At 36.0% G+C, this 25,115-nt stretch carries 24 protein-coding genes and 1 other annotated feature (1 of these 25 only partly in view); of the genes, 15 read left to right on the top strand and 9 right to left on the bottom strand.

Annotated elements, in window-relative coordinates:
• Nucleotides 1-78: a binding site (T-box leader), on the bottom strand; it reaches 223 nt to the left of the window's first position.
• A 198-nt stretch (nucleotides 79-276) separates the two neighbouring features.
• Together CD001_RS20155 and CD001_RS20150 are read left to right on the top strand one after the other, a co-directional pair.
• On the top strand, nucleotides 277-1,425 hold the full coding sequence (locus tag CD001_RS20155; RefSeq protein ID WP_096189390.1) for a dicarboxylate/amino acid:cation symporter: 1,149 nt from the start codon (nucleotides 277-279) through the stop codon (nucleotides 1,423-1,425).
• A gap of 58 nt (nucleotides 1,426-1,483) precedes the next feature.
• On the top strand, nucleotides 1,484-2,035 hold the full coding sequence (locus tag CD001_RS20150; protein WP_179298831.1) for a TlpA family protein disulfide reductase: 552 nt from the start codon (nucleotides 1,484-1,486) through the stop codon (nucleotides 2,033-2,035).
• A 381-nt stretch (nucleotides 2,036-2,416) separates the two neighbouring features.
• On the opposite strand, the gene CD001_RS20145 is transcribed toward CD001_RS20150, so the two are convergent.
• A complete protein-coding gene (locus CD001_RS20145; protein WP_096189388.1) occupies nucleotides 2,417-3,418 on the bottom strand; it encodes a sodium:calcium antiporter in 1,002 nt (333 codons plus the stop codon).
• Between the two features lie 343 nt (nucleotides 3,419-3,761).
• Nucleotides 3,762-4,304 carry an HD domain-containing protein gene (locus tag CD001_RS20140; protein ID WP_096189387.1) on the bottom strand — a complete coding sequence of 181 codons (543 nt, stop codon included), beginning with the start codon at nucleotides 4,302-4,304 and terminating at the stop codon, nucleotides 3,762-3,764.
• A gap of 439 nt (nucleotides 4,305-4,743) precedes the next feature.
• On the opposite strand from CD001_RS20140, the gene CD001_RS20135 reads away from it, so the two are divergent.
• The 4 genes from CD001_RS20135 (at nucleotide 4,744) to spxA (ending at nucleotide 7,906) form a co-directional block, all read left to right on the top strand.
• Nucleotides 4,744-5,967 (top strand): putative glycoside hydrolase, encoded by a 1,224-nt coding sequence (locus tag CD001_RS20135; RefSeq protein ID WP_257009875.1) that lies wholly within the window; start codon nucleotides 4,744-4,746, stop codon nucleotides 5,965-5,967.
• A gap of 393 nt (nucleotides 5,968-6,360) precedes the next feature.
• Nucleotides 6,361-6,939 carry a GNAT family N-acetyltransferase gene (locus tag CD001_RS20130; RefSeq protein WP_096189386.1) on the top strand — a complete coding sequence of 193 codons (579 nt, stop codon included), beginning with the start codon at nucleotides 6,361-6,363 and terminating at the stop codon, nucleotides 6,937-6,939.
• Between the two features lie 103 nt (nucleotides 6,940-7,042).
• Complete coding sequence (locus CD001_RS27030) at nucleotides 7,043-7,171, top strand: hypothetical protein (protein WP_257009874.1); 129 nt, start codon at nucleotides 7,043-7,045, stop codon at nucleotides 7,169-7,171.
• Between the two features lie 333 nt (nucleotides 7,172-7,504).
• The gene (gene spxA / locus CD001_RS20125) at nucleotides 7,505-7,906 is read left to right on the top strand and encodes a transcriptional regulator SpxA (protein WP_096189385.1); all 402 of its coding nucleotides are present in this window, start codon (nucleotides 7,505-7,507) and stop codon (nucleotides 7,904-7,906) included.
• A gap of 56 nt (nucleotides 7,907-7,962) precedes the next feature.
• On the opposite strand, the gene CD001_RS20120 is transcribed toward spxA, so the two are convergent.
• Nucleotides 7,963-8,658, bottom strand: coding sequence for a TerC family protein (locus CD001_RS20120; protein WP_096189383.1), 696 nt, complete (start codon nucleotides 8,656-8,658; stop codon nucleotides 7,963-7,965).
• A gap of 608 nt (nucleotides 8,659-9,266) precedes the next feature.
• Here CD001_RS20120 and mecA point away from each other — a divergent pair.
• From mecA to pepF, 4 genes are all read left to right on the top strand, one after another.
• Complete coding sequence (mecA, locus tag CD001_RS20115; RefSeq protein ID WP_096189382.1) at nucleotides 9,267-9,920, top strand: adaptor protein MecA; 654 nt, start codon at nucleotides 9,267-9,269, stop codon at nucleotides 9,918-9,920.
• Between the two features lie 503 nt (nucleotides 9,921-10,423).
• Nucleotides 10,424-11,935, top strand: coding sequence for a cardiolipin synthase (gene cls / locus CD001_RS20110; protein ID WP_096189381.1), 1,512 nt, complete (start codon nucleotides 10,424-10,426; stop codon nucleotides 11,933-11,935).
• 151 nt (nucleotides 11,936-12,086) lie between these two features.
• On the top strand, nucleotides 12,087-13,352 hold the full coding sequence (locus CD001_RS20105; RefSeq protein ID WP_096189380.1) for a competence protein CoiA: 1,266 nt from the start codon (nucleotides 12,087-12,089) through the stop codon (nucleotides 13,350-13,352).
• A gap of 87 nt (nucleotides 13,353-13,439) precedes the next feature.
• Nucleotides 13,440-15,248 (top strand): oligoendopeptidase F, encoded by a 1,809-nt coding sequence (gene pepF / locus CD001_RS20100; protein ID WP_096189379.1) that lies wholly within the window; start codon nucleotides 13,440-13,442, stop codon nucleotides 15,246-15,248.
• 211 nt (nucleotides 15,249-15,459) lie between these two features.
• Here the strand turns inward: pepF and CD001_RS20095 are convergent, their stop codons facing one another.
• The 5 genes from CD001_RS20095 to CD001_RS20075 form a co-directional block, all read right to left on the bottom strand.
• A complete protein-coding gene (locus tag CD001_RS20095) occupies nucleotides 15,460-15,651 on the bottom strand; it encodes a hypothetical protein (RefSeq protein WP_096189378.1) in 192 nt (63 codons plus the stop codon).
• A 169-nt stretch (nucleotides 15,652-15,820) separates the two neighbouring features.
• Nucleotides 15,821-16,735 carry a ClpXP adapter SpxH family protein gene (locus CD001_RS20090; RefSeq protein WP_096189377.1) on the bottom strand — a complete coding sequence of 305 codons (915 nt, stop codon included), beginning with the start codon at nucleotides 16,733-16,735 and terminating at the stop codon, nucleotides 15,821-15,823.
• Between the two features lie 31 nt (nucleotides 16,736-16,766).
• A complete protein-coding gene (locus CD001_RS20085) occupies nucleotides 16,767-17,150 on the bottom strand; it encodes a globin domain-containing protein (RefSeq protein WP_096189375.1) in 384 nt (127 codons plus the stop codon).
• Between the two features lie 324 nt (nucleotides 17,151-17,474).
• The gene (locus CD001_RS20080) at nucleotides 17,475-18,113 is read right to left on the bottom strand and encodes a lytic transglycosylase domain-containing protein (RefSeq protein ID WP_096189374.1); all 639 of its coding nucleotides are present in this window, start codon (nucleotides 18,111-18,113) and stop codon (nucleotides 17,475-17,477) included.
• Between the two features lie 24 nt (nucleotides 18,114-18,137).
• Nucleotides 18,138-18,734: a CYTH domain-containing protein gene (locus tag CD001_RS20075; RefSeq protein ID WP_179298830.1), complete on the bottom strand. Its 597-nt coding sequence runs from the start codon at nucleotides 18,732-18,734 to the stop codon at nucleotides 18,138-18,140.
• Nucleotides 18,735-19,041: 307 nt separating this feature from the next.
• On the opposite strand from CD001_RS20075, the gene CD001_RS20070 reads away from it, so the two are divergent.
• The 4 genes from CD001_RS20070 to CD001_RS20055 all read left to right on the top strand — a co-directional run bounded on the left by CD001_RS20070 (nucleotide 19,042) and on the right by CD001_RS20055 (nucleotide 21,951).
• A complete protein-coding gene (locus CD001_RS20070) occupies nucleotides 19,042-19,431 on the top strand; it encodes a UPF0738 family protein (protein WP_096189371.1) in 390 nt (129 codons plus the stop codon).
• Between the two features lie 175 nt (nucleotides 19,432-19,606).
• On the top strand, nucleotides 19,607-20,242 hold the full coding sequence (locus CD001_RS20065; protein WP_096189370.1) for a GTP pyrophosphokinase: 636 nt from the start codon (nucleotides 19,607-19,609) through the stop codon (nucleotides 20,240-20,242).
• Nucleotides 20,243-20,257: 15 nt separating this feature from the next.
• Entirely contained in the window at nucleotides 20,258-21,052 is a 795-nt protein-coding gene (locus CD001_RS20060) for an NAD kinase (RefSeq protein WP_096189369.1), read from the top strand.
• Entirely contained in the window at nucleotides 21,016-21,951 is a 936-nt protein-coding gene (locus tag CD001_RS20055; protein ID WP_257009873.1) for an RluA family pseudouridine synthase, read from the top strand. The genes CD001_RS20060 and CD001_RS20055 overlap by 37 nt, the downstream gene beginning before the upstream one ends.
• A 23-nt stretch (nucleotides 21,952-21,974) precedes the next feature.
• On the opposite strand, the gene prpE is transcribed toward CD001_RS20055, so the two are convergent.
• Nucleotides 21,975-22,715, bottom strand: coding sequence for a bis(5'-nucleosyl)-tetraphosphatase PrpE (gene prpE, locus CD001_RS20050; RefSeq protein ID WP_407081121.1), 741 nt, complete (start codon nucleotides 22,713-22,715; stop codon nucleotides 21,975-21,977).
• 168 nt (nucleotides 22,716-22,883) lie between these two features.
• Here prpE and CD001_RS20045 point away from each other — a divergent pair, with 168 nt between their 5' ends.
• Complete coding sequence (locus tag CD001_RS20045) at nucleotides 22,884-24,716, top strand: monovalent cation:proton antiporter family protein (protein WP_096189366.1); 1,833 nt, start codon at nucleotides 22,884-22,886, stop codon at nucleotides 24,714-24,716.
• Nucleotides 24,717-25,115: the final 399 nt, after the last annotated feature.

Raw genomic sequence — 25,115 nt, 5'->3', positions numbered from 1 at the left:
CGCATGATCTGCTCCCAGCTAACGCAGACTCTCTGAACATGCTACAGGAGAAGTACTATTCTTTATCATTGCCAAAACAATATCAAGTTTTGCTAACTATTATATTCTTTTTTATAAAAGAATGCAAATAAAAGATTAACAGAAAATTTTGACTTTATAAAAAAGACTTGTCATAATGTAAAAAACGGTGCATGATGTTTACATATTAAAAAAAGAGGAACAAATGTCCGCTCAGGGCGGACTGTTTTTCTGTGGTGAATAGTGAGGAGGAAAAAGATGAAGCTTATTATTAAGTTAGTTTTAGGTATTATTATTGGTATAGCTATCGGATTGCTTCAAATTGAAGGATTAACGAGAGTATTACTCACTGTAAGCGATATTTTCGGAGAATTTATTGGATTTATGATTCCATTAATCATTCTATTTTTCATTGCCTCAGGGGTTTCGAAGTTAGGAACTGAGTCTGGAAAAATGGTAGGACTGACAGTAGGAACTGCCTATACGAGTACATTTTTAGCAGGACTTGCTGCATTTTTTATTGCTATTATCGTCATTCCTTTTATTTCATCTCAACAAACTGCTCCTGAAGAAGGAGCTGGTCTTACTGGATTTCTTGAAATACAAATTGACCCATTAATGGGAGTTATTACCGCTCTCGTATTAGCCTTCGTTTTTGGTATTAGCATGGCAAAGCTGAAAACGAATGTGTTAATTAATATGTTTGATGAAGGGAAAAATATAGTTGAATTAGTCATTAAAAAAATTATCATTCCATTTTTACCTGTCTACATTGCTGGTATATTTGCTGGATTAGCTGCAGAAGGAACCGTTTTTGAAACGTTGCAAGTGTTTGGAATTGTCCTTCTTGTCGCGATATTGACCCACTGGGCGTGGTTGACTGTTCAGTATGTCGTTGCTGGAATTGTGACGAAACGCAATCCATTTGCACTATTAAAAACGATGTTACCAGCTTACTTTACAGCACTAGGGACAATGAGCAGTGCAGCAACAATCCCTGTTACTTTAAGACAGGCTAAAGAAAACAAAGTGAAAGAAGAAGTGGCGAACTTCAGTATTCCGTTAAGTGCAACGATTCATCTATCTGGAAGTGTCATTACGATTGTGACATGTACGGTTGCAGTCATGTCTGTTTTAGATGGGTATGCGATTCCTTCAATTGGAGAAATGATACCGGTTATTTTAATGCTAGGGGTCATTATGATTGCAGCTCCAGGTGTTCCTGGTGGGGCGATTATGGCAGCAATTGGTGTATTATCTTCAATGTTAGGACTGTCTGAGGCGGCACTTGGATTAATGATCGCGCTTTACATGGCTCAAGACAGCTTTGGAACCGCTGCAAACGTCACTGGTGATGGAGCGATTTCACTTATTGTTGATAAAGTAGTATCTGAAAAAAATCAATAAAAATAGGTTGTACTATTCCCCTCTTTTTCGCATAAATTGTGAGAAAGGGGGGATGTCCGTGTTCAAAAAGAAAATGCAGTGGGTAATTCTAGCGTTTGTCCTTTTTGTCGGTGGTTTTATGTACGTGCAGTCCGACCATGAATGGGCGTTAACACAACGAGCAATGACAGAGGTTGCTGAAGGCGTATATGAAGGGGAGCAGTTTCCTTCGTTTACATTAGAAAATGTAGATGGCGAAGAAGTTGTCGTCACAGCTGACCATGATGAAAGAATGCTTCTTTTCTTTTTTACCTCGTGGTGTCATGTTTGTTCAAATCAGTGGGAGCAAATAAGTATAGCAAACGATGAAGGACTGTTGGAAAACGTAACGATTGTTCCTGTTAACTTAACTAGTTCAGAACAAAGTGAAGGCGATGTAGGACAATACATTGAGCAATTACCAGTCCCATCTGCGAATGTGTTACTCGATCGTGACGGAGATGTGCAAGACAAATATGAAGTATTTGGTGTTCCGACAGTGTTGTTTTTAAATGAAGAGGGCGTCATAGAAAAACGCTCACACGGCCTCATTACGTTAGATGATTTTAGAGAGTCTGACTTCTTTCATTAATCGTCTAGTTCGGGATGTCTCATTGAGACATCCTAATTTTTTCGTTGTCTAGAAAAGCTATAAATTTTGTGGATAAGTTCTCGAAATAGTTGTTACGTCTAGCTCAGCGACGAGCGTTTATATCACGAGCTTCCACACGGATGTGGTGACTTCGGCGTTCCCGCAGGACGCGGGGGTTTTAGCCAAAGATCTGATCTAGCGATTTGCCTCGACGGACAGGACGTCCTAACGCTGAGCATATCACAGGACGTGGCGTATTGCCCGGTTGACGGATATAACCACAGAGCCATGCTAGAAGAGGAAGAGGCACCGCTTTTCGCCGATAGGCAGACGCCTTGCGCTTTTCTTGATTATGTTGGACTCTTACGAAGAAGTTGCTCTCTAGCCGCCCATTGTAAAAATGAAGTATGTTGATAATCCATATATAATAACTAAAATAACAGATGGTGCAAGATAGGCGCGATTGCTGTTTATTGAAGATCGTAGAAATAAAATGGCACTAATAATGATGATATTGAGGACGATAACTGCAAATGCTGTAATAGAAGAAACTGAGCTTGAAGCATTTAAAATACTTCCGTCCCGATATAATAGATCTGTAAATGCTAAAATTAATAAGTTAAAAATGTTACTCCCAACAATATTCCCTACAGCTAAATTATAATTCAAAAGTTGAATGGCAACTAAAACGGTGACTACTTCAGGTAAAGAGGTTGCACCTGCAATTAAAAAACTGCCTACAAAGCTTGAGTTCATACCAGTTGATGCTGCAATGTGATCACCGGTAATTGTTAAAAGAGAACCCGTTAAAAAAATGAGAACGGAACAGATCACAAATCCAATTTTTGCTCTCCGCAGAGAAATTGCGCGTGTATGATGGTCCTCTTCTTCAGTTGCAGCTGCTTCAGATTCAGTAATGGCGGATTGCCCATTCGAAATCAACTTCATACTTCCAAAATAAAAAATAATTAGTAAATAGGACTCAATTCCTACCCCTAACAGTTCAAACCCAGTCGGTAAAACGATCGCAACAAATATTAATCCTGTTAGGCCAAGACTAATAATACTTGTCAGCATATGATCTTTATGAATATAGATCAGCATTCTTTTTTTACGGTAAACGATATCAAAAACCGCTAAAATTAACAGGTTAAACAAATTACTACCGAGAACATTTCCGACAGCAATGTCAGGATTATTAACAAACACAGCTGTTGCACTTGTTGTAACTTCGGGTAAAGAAGTAGCTCCAGCAAGTAATATTGTACCGACCATCATTCCTCCAAGAGAAGTTCGTTTACTTAAAACATCGGCGTACGTAGAAAGTTTGACAGCAAATAAAACAGTGACGAGCGCAGCTAACATAAAAATGACAAATACCATATTTATCGTCTCCTTTTTCTTAGGTGGCAGCACAACACAATGTAAACACAATGTAAGTCGTGTTATGACCACAAAAAAACAGACCTTTTTATGAAATGGTCTTCTCGTGAAGGATAGCCATTTCATAAAAAGGTCTTGCGTCCTTTGCAACGTGCAAAGTTTAATGAACCGAGCAGCGAATATGCTGCTGAAATGACGATTCATTAACCTACTTAATATAGGTCGCTACTCCCCTTTTTATAAATTAGTTGTTCAGTTGAACAACTAAAAAAAGGTTGTTTTTCTTTAATACGATAAATTTATCATGAATATTGAATTTCGTCAATTATTTGTCATCGTAATGTTATGAGGCAGGCTGGCCTTCTTGTTCAAACTTTTTAAAGGCTTCTGCAATTTTATTATCCAGTTTTTCTATTAATTGAACTGCTTTTGCTTCCTCAATGCTTTTATAATGATGGTTACCATTAGGCTCTTCATCAGATTGATCAGCTAAAGCGACAACTTCCTGTAATGGTTCAAGCTTAAGCTCACCAGATGGTAAATATGAATCTGTATGAAGGAGAATAGCAAGGGCAATTTTTTTGGCAGTTACATGATCTTCTCCTAACCGAATTAACAGCTTATGTGCCCGTTCAGCTCCCTTTATCGCATGAATGTCATTCTCATTATACAAATTATAATCCCACTTGCCATCACGATACCAGTTGTAATGGCCTATATCATGTAAAAACGCTGCTTTTACAGCTAAATCAGGATCAACATTCTTCTCGATTGCGTAATCATAAGCAAAGTAAGCGGTTGAGATAGCGTGAGATAACCCAGAACGTTTTACATATTTTTTCGTTATTGGATGTTCATAAATCTCATATAATGTTAAGCGTTTCACTTGTACAGACCTCCTTACTTTTTGACCAATAATTACTTTTAGTAACAGAGCGAAAGGGCAAAGAAGTATATTGTTCAATATTATAAAAAGATAGACCAAAGGTGTCAATAATTTTTTTTATTATTTTACATATAATTTTTGTACAGATTTTGGAAACGTAAACCAGAGAATAAATTTTCAATGTTATCTTTGTGTATGAAAAAATTGAAGGTGTCGAGTAAAAAGTTTTTGGGTAAACAACTTTTAGGAGAAATAGGAAAATTGTCGGCTTATGAAATTCCTGATAATTTATCGAACAATTTTACTTAATTCGATGTTAAAGTATGAATAGAGATAAATGTAATGATACATAACCCGACTCTGAACAACAGTTACCAGCATAATGGTTGTCCTTTTAAGACAACTTAGAAATACAGAAAAAGAAAAGGTAGTGAAAACGATGGGGAAAAAAATGAGATATTTTTCAGTTTTTGTATTATTTGTTAGTTTCTTTTCTTTCGTTTCGATAACAGTTGAAGCAGAAGAAGGAACAGATGAGCACTTAACCGCATCACATCACTCTGAAAAAGAAGTGCATTTAAAAGAACGAGAGTGGCCAGATAACATAGCAAGATTTGTGTTTGACTCAGGTTATACATTTGAATACCCAGATGCAGTTCGAGGTATTTATGTGACTGGACATACTGCTGGTGGTTCGCGATTTAATGAGCTCATTGATTTCGTTGATTCCACAGCATTAAACAGTATGGTCATTGACATTAAAGAAGATGATGGTTATTTAACATACCGTCCAGATGAACAATCACCTTATTATGATATTTCACAAAGAATGATTTCTGACCCGGAAGAGATGATGCGGACACTGGAAGAGCACGAAATATATCCAATCGCCCGAATTGTTGTCTTTAAAGATACGCTTTTAGCAGAAGAGCGTCCTGAGCTTTCCTTTACTCAAGATGGTGAAGTTTGGAAGAATAGTCGTGGTGAAGCTTTTACGAATCCATTTTTAAAAGAAGTTTGGGATTATAATGTCGATATGGCTAAAATGGCAGCTGAAATGGGGTTCAAGGAAATTCAATTTGACTATGTTCGTTTCCCTGAAGGGTTTGAGCGCCGAGACGAAGAATTAACGTATGACGTTGGTGACTATAAAGATGGGGAAGGTGACAACGTCCAAAAGCGAGTTGAAGCTGTAACGGACTTTGTAAAATATGCAAGAGAACAATTGCAGCCGTATGATGTCGATGTTTCTGTAGATATTTTTGGTTATACAGCAACATTACCTGAAGCACCTGGAATTGGACAAAACTTCACAAAAATCTCTGAAAATGTTGATGTTATTTCATCCATGATTTACCCAAGTCATTGGACCTCTTATTTTGATCTTGATAAACCTGACTTATATCCTTACGAGCTTGTTACAGAATATTCGAAAGTGGAAAATGCTAAATTAGAGGAATTAGATAACCCTCCGGTTTCTCGTCCATGGTTACAGGATTTTACTGCTTCTTATTTAGGGTCAGGAAATTATTTGAATTACGGTGTCGATGAAGTAGAAGCACAAATTAAAGCGTTGTATGAAAATGGTATTGATGAATTTTTGTTATGGAACGCAAGAAACAACTATACGGAAGGTGTAGACTATTTATTGGAGAACGATTGAGAACAGTGAGGGAGACATTCCCTTGCTGTTTTTCTTCTAAGCAGCTTCAAACAAGTAAAATTCAATAAAGTATGTAAAAAGTATACAAAAGGAAAGGATAAATTGACAATCAGACCTGGCACCTTGAATGACTAATAAAGAGAAACGTGAATGATTTCTTACTTAATTGCAGACGATAAGTGTAACCATACTTCTTTTTTAAAGCTATTGCAAGCTATTTTAAAAACAACTATGGTTGGCACTTCTAACCATCGATCACGATAGTTAATGAAGTAGGACGGGATATTAGCCACATTTATCAATCAATGGAATTCACATATAATAGAAGTAGAACGATTATTCACTTTTTTAAGAATATTAATCGGTTATAACTTATTGGAGGTTTATTAATTAATGAATTGGTATGAGAAATTAAATGAATATTTTCCGATTGAAGAGATGAAATCTCAAGAACATATGGAACTATTACTAAAAGAGAAAAAAGGGATTTACAAAAAAGATGAAAGTTCCAATCATGTCTTAATGTACGCTGAAACAGACGATTTTGTCTTTATCGATTATTTATTTGTATCTAAGAAAGCACGTGGACAAGGAATTGGAAGAAAGTTGATAGATAAGATGAAGAAAAAAGGCAAACCGATCATTTTAGAAGTAGAACCTGTTGATTATGATGATACGGATACAGAAAAAAGGCAGCGATTTTATAAGCGAGAAGGGTTTAAGCATGCTGAATCGATTGGGTATCGCCGAAGATCTCTAGATACTGGTAAAGTCAATGAAATGGAAATTTTATATTGGTCTCCTACAGATGAATCAGAAGAAAGCATCTATGAGAAGATGCGACACACTTATGAAACGATTCATACGTATAAAGATGAAGAACTTTACGGTGAATCGTATGATGATGTTGAGAAAGTGTTTACATTTGACCATTCACCAGAAAGTGAAAGAGAACCTGAAGCAACCCCATAACGTGTTCCCGTCTGGCGATCGCTGGACAGATAATAAATGGAGTTAAATAGCTTTTGACTTTCAGTGTTTTTAAATCAAAACACAGAAAGGAGAGTGTTTTGTAATGAAGGGCAAAACAAGAAAAAAGAGAAAGAAAAAATTACTATGGCAAGATTTGTTGAAACGGAAATGGGATGAAGTAAACCGGATTCCGAAAAGGGGACCTGTATCCCATTCAAAAACGATTGCCTGACGGAACAGTAGACTGTCTTGTGAAAGCAAGACAGTCTTTCTTATTCATAACAATGTTTTAAAAAAACGTCACATATTGTGAAACCTTTCTTGAAGTTAATCGTATATAATATATGTTGGCTAGTAAAAATGTTTTATTTATCAATAGTCGGGTATAGGTAAGTGTGGATTCTTCATACATGTACAACGCATATAGGACGTGTATAATATTTATTAAACCCACTACTCAAATTAGAATAATTATAGTATAATAAGTTTGTAGTAATTTTCACAAACACTGATTTTCACATACATGTCTAGTCAAAAGACAATTATACGAAGGGAGAATCGGTTTATGGTAACATTATTTACATCACCAAGCTGTACATCATGCCGTAAAGCTAAAGCATGGTTGCAAGAACATGATATTGAGTTTGTAGAAAGAAATATCTTCTCGGAACCACTATCAGTTGAGGAAGTAAAAGAGGTCGTTCGTATGACTGAGGATGGAACGGATGAAATCATCTCCACGAGATCAAAAGTATTTCAAGATTTAGATGTGGAGTTAGATGCAATGCCATTGCAACAATTATTTCAGCTAATTAGTGATCACCCGGGACTACTTCGCAGACCGATCATTTTAGATGAAAAAAGAATTCAAGTTGGATATAACGAAGCAGAAATTCGTCGTTTCTTACCGAGAAAAGTAAGAACATTCCAGTTGCAAGAAGCAGCCAAAAAGTTAGTGAATGAATAATATTTAGCCTTCTACAAAGATGTAGAAGGCTTTCGTTTTTCAATTTCATCTGCATTTTATTTCTTCTTCCTAAACCGGAGTATATGGAAAATTTCAATTCCTTTTATGTGGTTCATGATCCAGCCTAGAAGTAATACAAAAATGACGAGCAGAAAGATAAAGGCATTTGTTGATATCCCCACAGATTCGATTGCAAGCTTAACAGCAGCTTCGTGCAAGATCATTTTTGCAGATGTGTAGATTAATATTGCAGCTCCAATATAAACGATAAACGGAAACTTTTTCATAAAATATAGAATAATTTTACTTCCCCAAATGATGATCGGAACGGAAATTAAAAGACCGATTAAAGCGATAAGTCCATTACCTTGTGCTACTCCTGCAATAGCAAGTACATTATCGAAACCCATTACAATGTCTGCTATAACAATCGTCTTTATTGCATCACTAATTCTAGGTTTGCTTGAAATATTATGCTCTTCTTCTGCAGAGACGAGCAATTTATATGCAATCCATAAAAGGAGGATTCCGCCAATTGTCATTAAATAGGGAATCGTTAACAGCTGTACTGCTAAAAGCGTAAGTATTCCACGAGCGGCTATGGCTAAAAGAATACCAGCAACAATCGCCTTATTCCTTAAGTGCGGAGGTAAATTTCGACAAGCAAGTGCGACCACAATCGCATTATCTCCTCCTAAAATAATGTCGATACCTATTATCATTAATAATGACGTAATGAATTCTGAGCTCAAAGGTTGATTCCCCCTAAGGTCTACAATTAAAATAGTTAAAGAAAGGTGAATCATAAACAAGACAGGACAAGGAGTTCATTTATATATATACAAGCATATTTAATAATAGAACATTGATATTTGTGTAAAACTAGTTTATACTGTCTGAAAAATCATTTATATTAGAAGTGAAATAAAGAGTCATACATTCGCATTTCTAGATATTCATTATTGAAGATTTCGGAAGCAATGTACCAAATATGAGGTAAATTAGTGGAGAATGTGTACTATTAACGATATTATAGTCATCTCAGTACTTTTGTCCTCTAAAATGAGTTATAACAAGGGTAAAAGGTCCTCTTTATTGTTTACTATCATTTGCTTAAAATAAATGATAAGAAAGCGACTGTAAGCGAAAGTTTATTGATTGACTACGGTGATCATTTTCATGGTTAGTTTTAAATAGGAATGGGTAATGAAGAGATAAGATGATTCACTTGTTTTATATATCATATTGATCAGTTTGAACGACTTTAATGAAACCTTCTTAATGTTAGAGCCTTTAAATAAGATGATTGTGAGATATTGTTCTCTATCAGCTTTAAAGAATTTAGAAAGGGTGAGAACAAATGGAAATCGAAAGAATCAATGATTCGACTGTAAAGTTTTTTATAACGTACCATGACATAGAACGTCGTGGATTTGATAAAGATGAAATTTGGTATAATCGCGAGCGTGGAGAAGAGCTATTCTTTGAAATGATGAGCGAAGTGAATGACCAAGAAAATTTAGAAATTTCCGGTCCTTTATGGGTGCAAGTTCATGCAATGGAAAAAGGATTAGAAGTCATTGTAACTCAAGGACAAATTAACGATGGCAATGTAAAACTTGAAATCCCAATGGAGGATGAAAAGGATGAGGTGCCTGTGGATAATAACATTGTAGATATGTTAGACAGCCAATTTGCGCAGGATCAAGATAATGATTTAGAAAAGGATTCTTCTCTTAGTGTCGTCATCGGATTTAATGATTTTGAGGATGTCATTTCTTTAAGCCACTCTTTCCAAGAGGATGTGCACACTAGTTTCTATTCATTTGAAAACACGTACTACATTTTCGTAACGTTAGATGAACGATATACAGATGAAGAACAGGATAATTTACTAAGTCGTATGCTTGAATATGGCTATGAATCAGATATAACGATTCACCGTATACAAGAATACGGTAAAACGATTATCGAAACGAATGCTTTACAAGAACTGAAAAAGCAGTTTGCTTAAATACATGACTGGCCTTTATTTTTAGGTCAGTCTTATTTAATTTGAGAAATTTTTATAAAAATTAGTTCTATAAAAAATGTTGTGGACATCCTTATTAAATCAATGTTTTGCTTAGATTGTGAAAAGGTCGTTCTGTTTGTTCTTTGGCTAAATTTCCCCCGTCCTGCGGGAACGACGAAGTTACGAAATCATTGTGGAAGCTCATGAAGAAAATGCTAGTCGCTGGAGTTGCCGCCTATCGTTCTTCAATCAATCATCAACAATGGACGATAACAGGATTAATAAGGAAAAATAGCCCCCCGGTTCTCCCTTTTTTGTACTATGAGTAATCGTTTATAACAACAGTCAATGATGTACTCTTTTTGAAGATGAAGAGTGTTCGCCTTGCTGGTGTATGCCCAATTTCATCGGACTATAGCTTGTATAATTTGACAGTACGAAGATAATTAGTATATACCTTTTATAAAGGGAGCATTACATAATGGTGCAAAAGGGGATATTTTATGTTAAAGCGTCTTCAAATCATCTTATTTTTAGTCATTATCATTACCATATTATTTGTTACGAGAGAGTATTGGGAAAGTTGGCTAGTAGGGGGATTAAGTATTATCTTTTCTCTCTCAGCATTTTTTATTGCTCTCGTCATATTTTTTGAAAACCGGAATCCAACTAAAACGATTACGTGGTTAATGGTGCTTGGAACATTTCCACTTGTAGGTTTCTTTTTTTATTTAATGTTCGGACAAAATCACAGAAAACGAAAATCCTTTACGAAAAAAGCGATTCTTGATGAGCAAGCTTTTTATCGAATTGAAGGAAATAAGCCACTTAATGAATCAAAGATCAATGAAATGAGAGATCATCAACAAAAACTTTTTCGTCTTGCGCATAAATTAGCAAATAACCCGGTTTCATTTCAAACAGAAACGAGAATATTAACTGATGGGAAAGAAACGTTTACACATATAAAACATGCTTTAAATAAAGCAGAGGACCATATACATCTTGAATATTATATCGTTCGCGATGATGAGATAGGTAAAGAAATAAAGGATATTCTTATGCGTAAAGCTGAGGACGGTGTAACAGTCAGGTTTTTGTATGACGCCGTGGGATGCTTTAAGTTGAGTAAATCATACATTAAGGAATTAAGAAATTCAGGGGTTCAAATGGTGCCGTTTTCTCCTGTAAGATTTCCTGTGTTTACGAACAAAATTAATTATCGAAACCATCGGAAAATTATCGTTGTTGATGCAAAGTGTGCGTTTATTGGTGGATTAAATATTGGGGATGAGTACTTAGGGAAAGATCGTTACTTCGGGCATTGGAGAGATACTCATCTTTTTGTTCAAGGAGAGGCAATAAGAAGTTTACAGCTGATCTTCTTAAGGGACTGGTATTATGCTACTGGAGAAGCTGCTCTAAAACAAAGCTATTTATCCCCTAGTTTACCGATAACAGATAGTGAAGGCGGCGTTCAAATGATTGCAAGTGGTCCTGACACTCGTTGGGAAATCCTTAAAAAGCTTTTTTTTACGATGATTACATCTGCTAAAAGGTCGATTTGGATTGCATCACCTTACTTTATTCCAGATGACGATATGCTCAGTGCGATAAAAATTGCAGCATTAAGTGGAATTGATGTACGAATTTTAGTTCCGAGCAGACCTGATAAACGAATTGTTTTTTATGCTTCACGTTCTTATTTTCCTGAATTATTAGATGCAGGAGTGAAAATTTATGAATATCATCGTGGGTTTATGCATAGTAAGATCATTATTGTTGATCACGAAATTGCATCAATCGGTACTGCGAACATGGATATGAGAAGTTTTCACTTAAATTTTGAAGCAAATGCTTTTTTATATCGAACGAGAAGTGTGGAAAAATTAGTAAGCGACTTTGTTTATGATATGGAACATTCCACGGTCATTCGGTATGAAGTATTTAAGAAACGAGCATTATCAAATAAAATGATTGAATCAACTTCACGACTGTTGTCGCCACTGTTATAAAAATGATCGCCTCAAAAGCTGCGAATGCTTTTGGGGTAAATACTAATGATAAGAGTGTGGTTAAAAAAATTGGTAAGAAAAAAATAAATTATCTATTGAACATATGTTCGTATTGTGTGTATAATTAAAAAAATGGAGGTGTTATCAAAGCATGTTTGTAGCCTTGCATCAAAAGGAAAAATTGATCCACATGCTGCATAAAAACTGGACAAGAGAAGAATTAAGAGAGCTTGAAAAGATCGATTCATTTAGGTGTCCAAACTGTCATGAAAAAGTCACCCTAAAACTTGGAATGAAGCAGATATGGCATTTTGCCCACAAAGTTGACTCACTTTGCCTTTTAAATGAAAGAAGTGGGGAGTCAGAAGAGCATAAAAAAGCGAAGGAAGTTCTTGGTGGATGGTTAAAACACGAAGGTTGTATGAGTGAAATCGAGAAATATTTTCCAACATCAAAACAACGAGCAGATGTCTTTTCAGTTATTGCACAACGGCGTATCGCTTTTGAACTACAACGATCTTCACTTACTTCTCAATTAATGATAAAGAGATCTGCAAATTATGAAAGGATGCATGTTGAACCTATATGGATTGGCTTTCAATCAAGCTTCCCAGAAACGAAAACGATACAATTTCCGCGTCATAATCTTCATCAAAGTCTCATAAAAGTAACTCCACAATTATATTCCCTTTATATTGATCCATTCAAAAAAAGTTGGCTTGTATTAACAAAATTTCGTTACTTTAACGGAAAAAAAATGATTGCAAAACCGACTACTTTACCATTGACGACTAAACCGCTCCACCTCATTGATTTATCACATACAGTAGCAAAAGCTGTCAATTTAGAAACGAAATTAGATGCTGACTACTTGAATTTATGGAAAAAAGAAGTTGAAAAAAAGAGAATAAAAAAATATTTATCTCTTTCAAGAACTGAGTCATTTATGTTAAAGCTATTTTTACGCTACCAATTAAATTTGAATTACTTCCCAGCATTAAGCAGCCTTCCTTTAAAAGGAAATTTCCTCTTTGATACTTCTCCTGTTTGGTGGCAGTCACACATTCTTCTTCATACGTTGAATAACCTCCCCTTGAATAGCAATATTCGAATATCAAAAATGATACACGTCTATCTTCCGTACGTCATGAACAATACATTTCCGATGGTAAACATTGCTGTCCATCCAAAAGAAATGCTACGAAAAGTTTTTATAGAATTTTTGGATGCTCTCTGCAACTTTGAAGTATTGAAAAAGTCCAGACCAGGTGTGTATATATTGTTGAATCATATTACTTGGAATAAATCGTTGGAGACATTATTTCATGATGATACATTTGTTCAAGATAGAATGGAAAGCATATTTCAAAATACAGAAGAAATTTATTTCGAGAATGAAAATATTTTTGTGAAATAAAAAGGAGATTTTTGTCGGATGACGAATATTTCAAGGGGAGTAAAATTATACTGACAAGAGAAACGTAATGATTATGGAGGTGTCCACATGGCAAGTCAATCAACAGCATTGCCAAAACGTGATGAAGTTCCTAAAGAGTTAACTTGGGACTTAGAAGATATTTATGAAACAGATGATGATTGGGAGAAGGAATTTCAAGAAATTAAAGAAATGCTGCCAAAACTTCAGCAATATAAGGGCAGTCTTGGAAATTCAGCTGACACATTATATGAGGCATTACAGTATCAGGATGACATTTCAAAGAAGCTAGGAAAACTTTATACATATGCCCATATGAGATATGACCAAGATACGACTAATTCGTTTTATCAAGGATTAGATGACCGTGCGAGCCAATTACTTTCGCAAGTCACGAATGCAGCTTCATTTGTTACTCCTGAGTTATTATCAATTTCTGAAGAAACAATTGCTAATTTCTTAAAAGATCATGAAGGCTTAAAGCTTTATGAGCACATGTTAGCACAGTTAAATAACAAACGCCCTCACGTATTAAGTGAAAAAGAAGAAGCACTTATGGCACAAGTGAGTGAAGTGACTAGCAATCCTTCAAATACTTTCGGCATGTTAAATAATGCAGATATGAAGTTTCCAAAAGTGAAAGATGAAAATGGGGATGAAACAGAAGTAACACATGGGCGCTATCTTCGTTTTTTAGAAAGTAAAGAACGGAGAGTTAGAGAAGAAGCATTCAAAGCGGTTTACGAAACATATGGCAAATTTAAAAATACGTTTTCTAGTACGGTAAGCGGTAATGTGAAAAATAATTTATTCAATGCTAACATTAGAAATTATGAATCTGCACGCCAAGCTGCATTAAGTAAAAACCATATTCCAGAAGTCGTTTACGATCAATTGGTCGATACGGTGAATGATCATTTACATTTGTTACATCGTTATGTCAGCTTAAGAAAGAAAGTTCTTGACGTAGATGAACTTCATATGTATGACCTTTATACACCGCTTATTAAAGACGTAGATATGAAGGTAACTTATGAAGAAGCAAAAGAACTAGTGAAAAAAGGGGTAGAACCTCTTGGTGAGGACTATGTCTCAATTGTTGAAGAAGGTTTTAACAATCGCTGGGTTGACGTAGAAGAGAATGTTGGAAAGAGAAGTGGTGCATATTCTTCGGGAGCGTATGGAACAAACCCATACATTTTAATGAACTGGCAAGATAACGTAAATAACTTATTTACGTTAACTCATGAATTTGGCCACTCAGTACACAGCTACTATACGAGAAAAACACAACCTTTCCCTTATGCGAATTATTCGATTTTCGTCGCAGAGGTGGCTTCAACGTGTAATGAAGCATTATTGAACGATTATTTATTGAAAGTAACAGATGATAAACAAAAACGATTATACCTTCTTAATCACTTCTTGGAAGGATTCCGTGGAACCGTCTTCCGTCAAACGATGTTTGCTGAGTTTGAACAGATGATGCATGAAAAAGCTGCTGGTGGAGAACCGTTAACACCAGATCTGTTAAGTGAGATGTATTATGAATTAAATAAAAAGTATTTTGGTGATGATATCGTCATCGATAAAGAGATTGCTTTAGAATGGGCCCGAATTCCTCACTTCTATTACAATTTTTACGTTTATCAATATGCAACTGGATACAGTGCAGCAACTGCTCTAGCAAAACAAATATTGAATGAAGGGCAACTGGCAGTTGATCGCTACTTGGACTTCTTAAAAGCAGGAAGCTCTGATTACCCGATTGAAGTGTTAAAGAAGGCGGGAGTTGATATGACTTCATCTGAGCCCATTAAACAAGCTTTGTCAGTGTTTGAGGAAACGCTAGATGAACTTGAATCCTTATTATCTTAATAGGGGCAATAAGAACGGTGAGACGCATGAGTTTTCAAAGTGAAAACTTATGCGTTTTTGTTGTTTGTAAGTAATGATTAAATATGTGTGTAATAGTTATCGTTATTACACCATAAGCGTCAAATATGAAGTACGTTATTTCCGTGGATATCAGACTCTCATGCATAGAGTAAGCTGACAACCTATACCGTAAAACCATTGTACTGATTTATTATTTTCTTTGTTGGAGGCTATGAAACCCTTTAAATTGATGACGACGGTTATAAGATTGGAAAGTATATAAGATAAAGCTAAGAAGGAGTGGCAATGCGATCCATTTTGGAAACAGGTTCATTAAACTAAGTAAAACGAAATAGAAACTAATAGCAATTCCGGAAATTCCAATCAAGTATTTAATCCACATATGTAAAACTCCTTTCTCCTCGAAGAAATGTATTAGACAAGTTCTTTTATAATGAATATGCAAAGACTTCGCTAACATGATGATATGTATACAAAAAAAGAATGACCATATTGATGATCATTCTGACGGTGAAACATTTATTACGTTTGAGTGAAAAACACCATATCTTTTAGTCAACATATTTCCATAATGTCCCGTACTTTACTGAAACTGGTTTTACTTTTTGTTGGATTTGGAGTTTTTTCATTTCTTTTTCAGCTTCTTCGATTGTCATATCAAAGACGACTGATATTTCTTTTTCAGCTACTAATGAGTAGAATTTAAGAAATTGTTCGATAGAAATCGGCGGACATTTTTCAGGTGCTGTCCCTAACATCTCATGTAAAATGTCTTCGTAAACTTTGTAATCATACAAGCCTGATACTTTTAAACCGGGTTCTTCGATATCATCATTAAAGAAAACTAATGTTGGAACAGACTTTACATCCATTTCTTTCGTCGTTTTAACGTCACATTTAAACGCTTTTGTAGCACTTTGTGAATGTAAATCCTGTTTGAATTCTTCAACGTCCATTCCTTTTGTATATTCGGCACATTCAATTAATACCGGCTCTTCAGCGATGTTTTGTTTATGAAGAAATAACGCTTCTCTAATGCGTCGCAAATATTTTGATCCGACAGCTTTACCTTGAAGCTCAGCAGCCTTAATCCCGATCATAACTGAGTATGGAGTCGTTAATTCATTTTCATGCCACACATCTCCGTCACATGGCATACCAGTGCGATTAGCAGTTTCATCATACACTTGAGCCATTTGGCGATAATGTGAAGACTGATTTGGCTGATTTAAACACTTTATTTCATTTCCAAGAAGTGTCCGGATCGTGAAATATGAAGAATACTCCATTTGTAACTTTTTGATTATCGGTTCTAAAGCCCAGCATTCAGGACAGAGTGGGTCAATAAACATATAAATTTCAATTGGTTTTTTTTCAGTAGGGTTTATATAAAATGATGCCGGTTCTTTTGGACAACATATCCCTGTTTCATCATCACATACAAATGTTTTATCGTTTGTACCCATTTTGATCCCCCTCCTATTAAAAGAGAGCATTTTACTCTTTAGTATTTATCATATGATGAGCAGTTTGTGTTAGACGATCGAAAATATGTGTTCTGACTGGATCTTGTATGTCTGTCTCTACCATTGCCTGTGCCATACAAGAGAGCCATGACTGAGCTCTTACTGGTGTGATTTTAAATGGCATATGTCTAGCTCGTAACATAGGATGCCCATGTTCGTCAGAATATAATGGCGGTCCGCCTAAAAATTGTGTAAGAAACTGCTTTTGTTTTCGTGCTGTTTCTGTTAAATCATTAGGAAAAATAGGAGCTAAATCCGGGTGTTCTGATACAAGCTCGTAAAACCTGTCAACTAGCTCTGACAGTTTCTCTTCTCCTATGAGATCAAATGGTGTTTGTTCGTTACTGTAATACATAGTAAACTCCTGTAATCATGATATGAGTATATAAGATCCTATTTCTGTCATTTTATTGTATCAATCGATTTATATCCCATCAACTAATGAGACTTGTCATATCAAAAAGATGCTTCTTTTATGTTAACAATATGTCATAATACATTCAAATGGTGAAAAATGCTACTAAAAAGACTTAAAAAGAAAAAATCCGCCTTATGAGACGGATTTTTTAAAAAAGAACCTATATAATTTGCACACTCTCGATAGTTGTCTCGACGGATATAACCACAGAGCGATGCTAGGCAGCGCTTTTCGCTTGTGAGAGAGGGCGCTTGCGCTTTCTTATGCCATAGTCGATGTGGACATATTATTTATCGTTGATAATACTTTAGGAACATAATTTTGTGTTTCTTTAAATGGTGGGACTCCTCCGTAACGGTCTACATTGCCAGGACCGGCATTATAGGCTGCAAGTGCAAGCTCTATATTATTGTCATAACGATCAAGCATTTGTTTTAAATATTTTGTACCGCCCTCAATGTTTTCTTTTGGGTCAAAAATGTTCTCTACGCCAAGCCCTTGTGCTGTAAGAGGCATTAATTGCATTAATCCTCTAGCACCAGCATGACTGACCGCTCGAGGGCGAAATCCAGATTCTTGCTGAATCACTGCATAGATGAGCTTTTCATCAACCCCATACTTTTTTGATGCTTCTTCAATATAAGGAGCAAAAGCTTTAGCATGCCCTGTAATATTTTCTATTGCTGAAGGATCAAGTGACCTAGCCATTGCCTGAACATCGTTGGAAATCGATGTCGTTAATGGTGTTGAAGAAGGTTTGATTTGTTCAGTTAATAGTTGCTGGAATGTGTCATTCATACCATTACCCTTTGCAGGATTCGTTTGTGAATTTGTCTGCTTCTCACCCCAAGAACGAAGTATTTGCCACTGATAAAAATCTTGTAATCCATTCATGTTCATTTACTACATACACCTCCCATTTAATTAAGTGTTCTTTCCTTCCAACTTCATTTTTAATTCAAAGAATCGGCGAATTTTATTCGGTGTGTGTCGACTACGTATATTATGTGTCTCAAGCAATTTATCAAATGCTTTTTTTCCAAGATGTACGTCATTACATTCGAATTCCAATTCATAGTCAATCATATGTAAATAGTGACTCTCATCTAATACGAGAAGTCCGCCTTCAACATTTCCTTCCATTCGAAATGTTGTCAGTTCACCTAACAAAACAAATTCAGTTTTCATGCTTTTTAGTTTATTTTGAACTTGATTTAATACATCACCAGAAGGAATTTTTCCTAATTTAATTGCTTCGTCTTTTTCGGTATTCGTTAATTTTTGATGAGTTTCTAACAATCCATCGTGATGAGGCTCTTTAAAGGTTAAGTAATATTCACCGGACTTTTCACGAATTCGAAGGGCACAGCCATGTTCCTTTAATGACATCCGACTATCATCAAAGTAATAATTCGTTTGTTTCTGTTTCTTACATAATTGAGAAGAATAGATCGTTGATAATTTGTTGTATTCATCTGTTGTAAGAAGATTTTTAAATTCTATTTCAATTTCTTGATTCATCGTATCACCTACTATATACATTGCATGATTTTATTATTTCATAGCTTTAGGAGAATAACAATCGACTTATGAGTAGGAAATTTGTCTATTTTTTTGAACAAATGATCACTAGTAATCCACTTGCTGGGAAAGCTACAATGTGTTTATCACAGCTTAAGGTGCTCGGGCTCATATATGAATGGCAAAAGAAGTGAGGTAACGTTTCTGAAAAAGATTTAAGTTTCGTTCAAGCTTGTTTCTATTTCCGGTGATATACATTTATATGATAAACTGTACGTGGAAAGTATCAATGTTGGAGGTCGAATTAATGATTCATTCATGGACAATACACGAACTAACAGTAACAGAAAATAAACTCTTTGCAACAACAAAAGCTGAAGAAACGATTGATTATTTACATACGTTACGACCAGAAGGACAAATGTTAGCCGATTCAGATAATCAAATGTTTATCTATTTACTAGAAGATCATGAATCTTTTGCGCATGTACGTTTTCCTGCTGCAACGTGGGAAGTACTTTCTGTTGCAAGGAACGATCATCATGATGTCATTCTCGTTTTTGAACAGGAATCTGGAAATGTCGAAATGACATTAGAGCAATTTTGGACTGAAATTGGGTACTTGGTCGAAAATATTAAGGGAAACAAAAATTATGGTGACGAGATGGTAAAGGCAGTTGAGAGCGCTTTTAACTAATGTAATAGGAATTATAAATAAAAGGATGAAAAGGCTAGTGCATCTCACTGCTCTCTGATGACTTCGACAAAAGGATGTTTAGCAAGAGCTTACGAGCTCTTATGTCCTCAATTTTACTCATGCGATTTCTTGAGGGAAAATAATATAACTACAATTAGCTGGGGTGGTGATTTCGTTGAAAGATTGGGATGTGATGCTCGCGCCATACAAACAAGCTGTAGATGAACTAAAAATCAAATTAAGAAGTGTTAGAGAACAGTATCAACTCTCGTCTAAACAAACCCCAATTGAATTTGTTACAGGAAGAGTCAAACCTGTATCCAGTATTTTGGAAAAGGCAAAACGAAAGAACATCCCTTTAAACGAATTAGAAGAACAAATGCAAGATATTGCAGGTGTACGGGTCATGTGCCAGTTTGTTGGTGACATCGATACGGTTGTTGAAATGATTCATTCGCGAACTGATTTTGAAATTGTTGAAGAGCGAGATTACATTAAACATAAGAAACAAAGTGGATATCGATCTTATCATATCGTTTTGCGGTACCCTGTTCAAACGATTGAAGGGGAAAAGCGACTTCTTGTTGAATTGCAAATTCGTACGTTGGCAATGAATTTTTGGGCAACAATTGAGCATTCACTACAGTATAAGTACGGAAGAGACATTCCTCCTGAAGTTGAAGGAAGACTTAAACGAGCAGCTGAAGCGGCTTTTCGGTTAGATGAAGAAATGACTCAAATAAGAGGTGAAGTCCAAGAAGCTCAACAAATCATCTCGAAAAAACAAGAGTCTATGCGAAAAAATAGGTGAGGAGGTTGAATACATATGAAGTTTACTGTCCGGTCACGTGGAGATCATGACTCGAACATGATTACGCAAAAAATTAAAAACTATTTACAAGAGTTTGAACTTACCTATGATCCTGAAGAGCCAAACATTGTGATTTCAGTTGGTGGAGACGGTACACTGTTAGAAGCTTTTCACGAGTATTTACACCGTTTAAATGACACCGCTTTTGTCGGTGTTCATACCGGACATCTAGGCTTTTATGCAGACTGGAAACCTGACGAAGTTGAAAAGCTTGTCATACATATTGCAAAGACCCCATTTAAAGTGGTTGAATATCCAGTATTAGAGGTAATTATTCGTCATAATGGAGATCAAAAATCTGAACGATTTCTCGCTTTAAATGAATGTTCAGTGAAGAGTACAGAAGGGTCCCTTGTGATGGATATAGAAATTAAAGGTGACTTGTTTGAAACATTTCGTGGTGACGGTTTATGTATTTCGACACCTTCAGGGAGTACAGCATACAACAAGGCTTTAGGTGGTGCAATCCTGCATCCTTCTTTAGCATCGATTCAGCTTGCTGAAATGGCATCGATAAATAATAGAGTATATCGAACAATTGGATCGCCGCTCGTGCTGCCGCAACACCACACATGTTTGTTAAAGCCGATTAATGATGTCGATTTTCAAGTGACAATTGATCATAAGACATTGTTACAAAAAGAAGTAAAGTCCATCCAATGCCGTGTTGCAGAAGAACAAGTACGTTTTGCCCGATTCAGGCCGTTCCCTTTTTGGAAAAGGGTGAAAGAATCATTCATCACAGGCTAATGTCCCGAATATCAATACGCTGGCACGTTGCTCCTGAAGAGGATGGACAGCTTCTTCGTGACTTTTTACGTAATAGTAAACAAATTTCCCGTAAAGCTCTTGCAGACATAAAATTTCAAGGTGGAGAAATGATCGTTAATGGTGAGGATGTAAATGTTCGTGCGATGGTAAAAAGCGGGGATGTAGTTGAAATCATTTTTCCGCCAGAAAATCGTAGTCAATACATAAAGCTTTCACCAGTACCGCTTACGATTATTTATGAAGATGAACATATGCTTGTCATCGATAAGCCGCACGGATTGCCGACTATTCCTCCTCAAAATAAAGATGAACCATCGTTAGCAGGAGCCATTTTATATTACTATGAGCAACATCATATCCCGACGACGTTTCATGCCGTAAATCGTTTAGATAAGGATACATCTGGTCTATTACTCATTGCGAAACATCGTTACGTGCACGATCAATTTGTCAGGTTGCAGCAAAAAAGAGGAATAAGTCGGACGTATCAAGCGCTCGTTCACGGAAACGTTGTGAGAAAAACAGGAACGATCAACAAGCCGATAGCTCGTAAAGATGGAAGCATCATCGAAAGAACTGTTTCACAAACTGGTCAAAGAGCGGTCACTCACTTCTCTGTTCTTGACCAAAAAATAAATGGTGCTCTCATTCAACTGAAGCTTGAAACAGGAAGGACTCATCAAATCCGTGTTCATATGAGTTCAATTGGTCACCCTTTATTCGGGGATTCGTTATATGGTGGATCTAATGAACAAATTGAACGTCAAGCTCTCCATGCATCCTCAATCACGTTTGAACATCCATTATTAAAGGAAACGATGCATTTTACAGCACCGCTTCCAGCTGATATGCATGATGCATACAAAGCCCTTACGTAGCAAAACGCGAGTAAGGGCTTCTTTTAATGCTGGTCGATCGGATTAAATTTTTCTGCAACATACGGTTGATTTGAAGGAACAGAGACAACATTTTTTTCAGGCCATTGGAGAGCCGTTAATTTATTTCCGAATACACATCCAGTATCTATATTTATTGTCTGACCTACTTTTCTTGCTTCTTTTACTGGTGTATGTCCGTATACGATAAAGCTGTCAAAATGATATTTACTCGACCAGTCTCTTCGTATTGGTCTTCCATCAGGATGCTTTTCCCCTGTAATGTCACCATATAAAACGAACGTTTTGACTTTTTTGTGATCTTTACCGATATAATCTGGTCGAATTCCAGCATGAGCAACGATGAGCTTGTTGTCATCAAGCTGTAAATATAATGGGGATTGCTCATAAAGCTCAATAAAACTAGAGGAAATTTTCTCGCGGTCATCATTGGATCGTTGCTGAAGTTCTTCCACAGTTGTTTCTAAACCGTTATTAATGACGACATTTCTACCTAACAAATATCGATAAAGTTTATTACAATGATTCCCCGGGCAATAGTAAGCTTGTCCATTTTTTACCCAGCGTGCGACACCTTTGATAACTGAAACCGATTGTGGACCACGATCCGTTAAATCTCCAAGAAATACAGGCTTTCGCTTGCTAGAGTGTATAAGTTCCCCCTTATACATGTGATAACCTAATTTTTGCAAAAGGTCGAGCATTTCATCATAACAACCATGGATATCTCCGATAATATCGTACAAGGACATTCCCTCCCAATTTTGTATTGACAATCAACCGATGCTCTACTATGATTGATGTCGTTTGTGAAAAACGTTTAGTCATTGTACCGTCATTCAACAACCGTATTCATCATAAAGATGAACGGTAAGGTACCTATATGATAAAAGAAATGGAGAAGGAGGAACATCATGGAAGAACATGCATCCGTCACATCATTAGTTATTGTCGTCTCCATCGCCTTTCTTATTCCTGTTCTACTGCACAAGTTAAAGTTGAGAGTTATACCTGTTGTTGTCGCAGAAATTATTGCGGGGATTGTGATTGGTAAAAGTGGCTTCAATATTGTAACGACAGATATATGGTTAGAATCATTGTCCTTATTAGGATTTATCTTTTTAATGTTTTTAAGCGGATTAGAAATTGATTTTACAGCTTTTGTTCGGAAGAAACAAAAGAATAATCAGTCAAAAGGAAATCCATTTTTCGCGGCAACAGTCATCTTTTTTGGGGTATTCGCCTTATCGTTATTGCTCTCTTATTTGTTAGTATGGCTAGGATTTGTTGATAATGCATTCCTGATGACATTAATTATATCAACGATTTCGTTAGGTGTTGTTGTTCCTACTTTGAAAGAAGCAAATATAATGGATAAACCAATCGGTCAAACGATTTTGCTCGTTGCTGTCATTGCTGATTTAGTTACGATGATTTTACTTGCTGTTTTTGTTTCGTTATATGCCGATGATGGAGGAAACATGTGGTTACTTCTCATTTTATTTGCAGTTGGTCTTTTCATTTATTGGCTAGCAAAGAAATACCAGCACCGCTCTTTCTTTGAAACGATGACAAAAGGGACGATACAAATTGATACACGTGCTATTTTTGCATTAATTATTTTTCTTGTTGCGCTATCAGAAACGGTTGGAGCAGAAAACATATTAGGCGCATTTTTAGCGGGTGTTCTCGTATCGTTATTAGCACCAAACAAAGAAATGGTTAAAAAGCTAGACTCATTTGGGTACGGATTCGTTATCCCGATCTTCTTTGTTATGGTAGGAGTAGACTTAGATTTATGGGCATTATTCAGTGATTCTCAAGTAATGCTGTTAATTCCGCTTTTACTATTAGCTTTATTAATTTCAAAAGTAATCCCGAGTTTGTTCTTACTAAAATGGTATAATTGGAAGGAAACAATCGGAGCAGGGTTTTTATTAACGTCCACATTAAGCTTAGTCATTGCTGCAGCTGCAATTGGTGAACGAATGGGTGTTATCGATGAAATTTTATCTTCAGCATTAATATTAGTCGCTGTATTATCTTGTATTTTAACACCGATCGTGTTTAAAAAGTTATACCCTCGCATGGAAGAGGACGATGTTCAAGAAGTGATGTTTGTCGGGGCAAATCAATTAACGATGCCTTTATCGTTAACGATTGATCCGGATCGCTTTAAAGCAAAGATCTTTCACCGAAGGCAAGATAAAATTGAAGAGTTTAATATTGACTCTTCATTTTCCGTAAATGAAATGAAGGACTTTTCAATTGAATCTCTTGAGGAGCATAGTGTTTTTGATGGAGATACGATTGTTGTCGCGACAGGTAATGAAGATAACAATTTACAAATTGCCAAATATGCGAAGGAATATGGTACTGAGCGGGTCATCGCACGAGTAGATATACCTGAATATAAAGAGGAACTTGAGCAGATCGGGGTTGACGTATTCTCTATGTTTTTCTCGACGCAGCTCGTTTTAAAAACGTTAATTGAATCACCGCATGTCGTTGAAATGTTTGAAAATCCTCAAAATGGACTTTCAGAAGTAGAATTAGAAAATGAAAGTATTGCAGGAACGCCTTTGAGGGAAATGCCAATTTTAGGGGATACTGTTTTTGTTCGGATCTTCAGAGGGAACGAATCGATCATCCCTCACGGTGATACGGTTTTAAATATAGGCGATCGAATGATCGTTTCAGGAAGCCAAAAGCATGTTACGCAATTAAGGGCGCTTTTTGAAAAGTAAATTTCGTTTAGATGATGCAGGAGATGTTTCTCCTGCATTTTTTAAAATATAAGAATTAATATAAATTTTAATCTCTCGATTGTTGTCTAGCTCCAAAGAACGTTACACTATGAATAAGCTGCGACTTACCATGTTTATTTCATGAAAAATTTAAGTTTATTCTTGGAATTTTTCGTTTTATCCGCGAAAATAGGTTTTTTTGTGAAAATCCGTGTTTATCCGCTAACTAGAATCATTCTAAATAAGTCCTCGAGAGCGAATGTATTTTTGAACAATCAACCCCAATAATAAACCTGATAAGTCAGAATGGACACTCATCAACCTTGAGGGCAACTCTTTTTAACTGTTTTTTCCATACTCATAATGATTACATATGGCTGTTGGTATGAGTGGTGTGAG

Origin of the sequence: Evansella halocellulosilytica (assembly GCF_002335745.1) — a bacterium.
GTDB classification, from domain to species: domain Bacteria; phylum Bacillota; class Bacilli; order Bacillales; family Salisediminibacteriaceae; genus Bacillus_CA; species Bacillus_CA halocellulosilytica.
Note: the sequence above shows the minus strand (reverse complement) of the source record. Positions and strands in the feature narration are given on the sequence as shown.